2 protein-coding genes are annotated in these 1381 nt (G+C 71.6%); both read left to right on the top strand.

All coding sequences use genetic code 11. The features are described from left to right. Window positions 1-65: 65 nt before the first annotated feature. Window positions 66-746 (top strand): type III secretion system chaperone family protein, encoded by a 681-nt coding sequence (locus PKY62_RS01465; protein WP_324534130.1) that lies wholly within the window; start codon window positions 66-68, stop codon window positions 744-746. Between the two features lie 11 nt (window positions 747-757). Next, entirely contained in the window at window positions 758-1342 is a 585-nt protein-coding gene (locus tag PKY62_RS01460; protein ID WP_324534128.1) for a LemA family protein, read from the top strand. Window positions 1343-1381 lie beyond the last annotated feature (39 nt).

Genomic DNA, 1381 nt, shown 5'->3' with positions numbered 1-1381 from the left:
GCGCGACGTGCCGATGCAGGGGCCATGAGACACGTGCCGGTCGAGCGCGCGCCGGGGCGGGTGGCATGAGCGCCGAGCTGCTCTTCGTCATCCCGATGGTCCTGGTGCCGCTGCTCCTCGTGCTGCGCTGGTACTCCGGGTACCGCCGTGAGGAGGCCGCGAAGGCCTGGGCCGCCCGCATCGGCTGGATGTACATGGGCTCCGACGCGTCGCTGACGCAGCGCTGGCGGGGCACGCCGTTCAACACCGGCAACGCCCGGCGGACCTCCGAGGTGGTCGCCGGGACGTACTCGGGCAAGGCCGCGACGAGCTTCGCCTACCGGTACACGACCAAGCGCGGCGACGACCGCCAGACGTACACCTTCCACGTCGTGACGCTCGCGCTGCCCGCCTTCCTGCCCGACGTGCAGCTCACCCCGGACGGGTTCGGGGCCAAGCTGGAGCGGGCCATGGGCGGGCAGGACATGGTCTTCGAGTCCGAGGACTTCAACCGCGCGTGGCGCGTCGAGACGTCCGACCCTGCCGTCGCGCACGCGGTCGTGCACCCGCGGCTCATGGAGCGGTTGATGCAGCCCGACGCCCGCGGGCTGCACGTCCGCATCGAGGGCACCGACATCCTGTGCTGGTCCGGCGGCAACCCCGACCTCGACCAGGTGGCCCGGCGCCTGGGTGTGCTCAACGCCATCGTGACGTCCGTGCCGCGGCACGTCTGGCTCGACCACGGCTACGATCCGGCCAGGACCTGAGGAGGAACCCTGTGGACGCCATCACCATCGTCTTCATCGTCATCGCGCTGCTCGTCGTCGTCGGCGGGCTGTGGGCTGTCGCGACGTACAACGGGTTCGTCCGGCTGCGCAACCTCGTCCAGGAGTCGTGGCGGCAGATCGACGTCGAGCTGCACCGCCGGCACGACCTCATCCCCAATCTCATCGAGACGGTCAAGGGGTACGCGGCGCACGAGCGCGGCGTCTTCGAGGCCGTCACCGCGGCCCGCACCGCGGCGATCTCGCCCGCGAGCGGCCCGGCACAGCAGGCGGCGAACGAGAACCAGCTCACCGCCGCGCTCGGGCGGCTCTTCGCCGTCGCCGAGGCCTACCCGGTGCTGCGGGCCAGCGAGAACTTCGCCCAGCTCCAGACGGAGCTGACCACCACGGAGGACCGCATCGCCGCCGGCCGCCGGTTCTACAACGCCAACGTGCGCGAGCTCAACACCAAGGTCGAGACCTTCCCGGCGAACCTCATCGCCAACGGCTTCGGCTTCGCGCGGGCCGAGTACTTCGAGACGGAGGACCCGGCCGTCCGCGCCGTGCCCACCGTCGACTTCGGCGGCTCCCAGGCCTGACCGGGCCGTCTCCGGCCGCGCGGCGTGCCGTCCTGACCG

The sequence above is a fragment of the Actinotalea sp. genome (genome assembly GCF_035443605.1).
Classification (GTDB): Bacteria; Actinomycetota; Actinomycetes; order Actinomycetales; family Cellulomonadaceae; genus Actinotalea.
Note: the sequence above shows the minus strand (reverse complement) of the source record. Positions and strands in the feature narration are given on the sequence as shown.

Coding starts and splice junctions, on each gene's coding strand:
- PKY62_RS01465 (WP_324534130.1), top strand. CDS start 66: ATGAGCGCCGAGCTGCTCTTCGTCATCCCGATGGTCCTGGTGCCGCTG.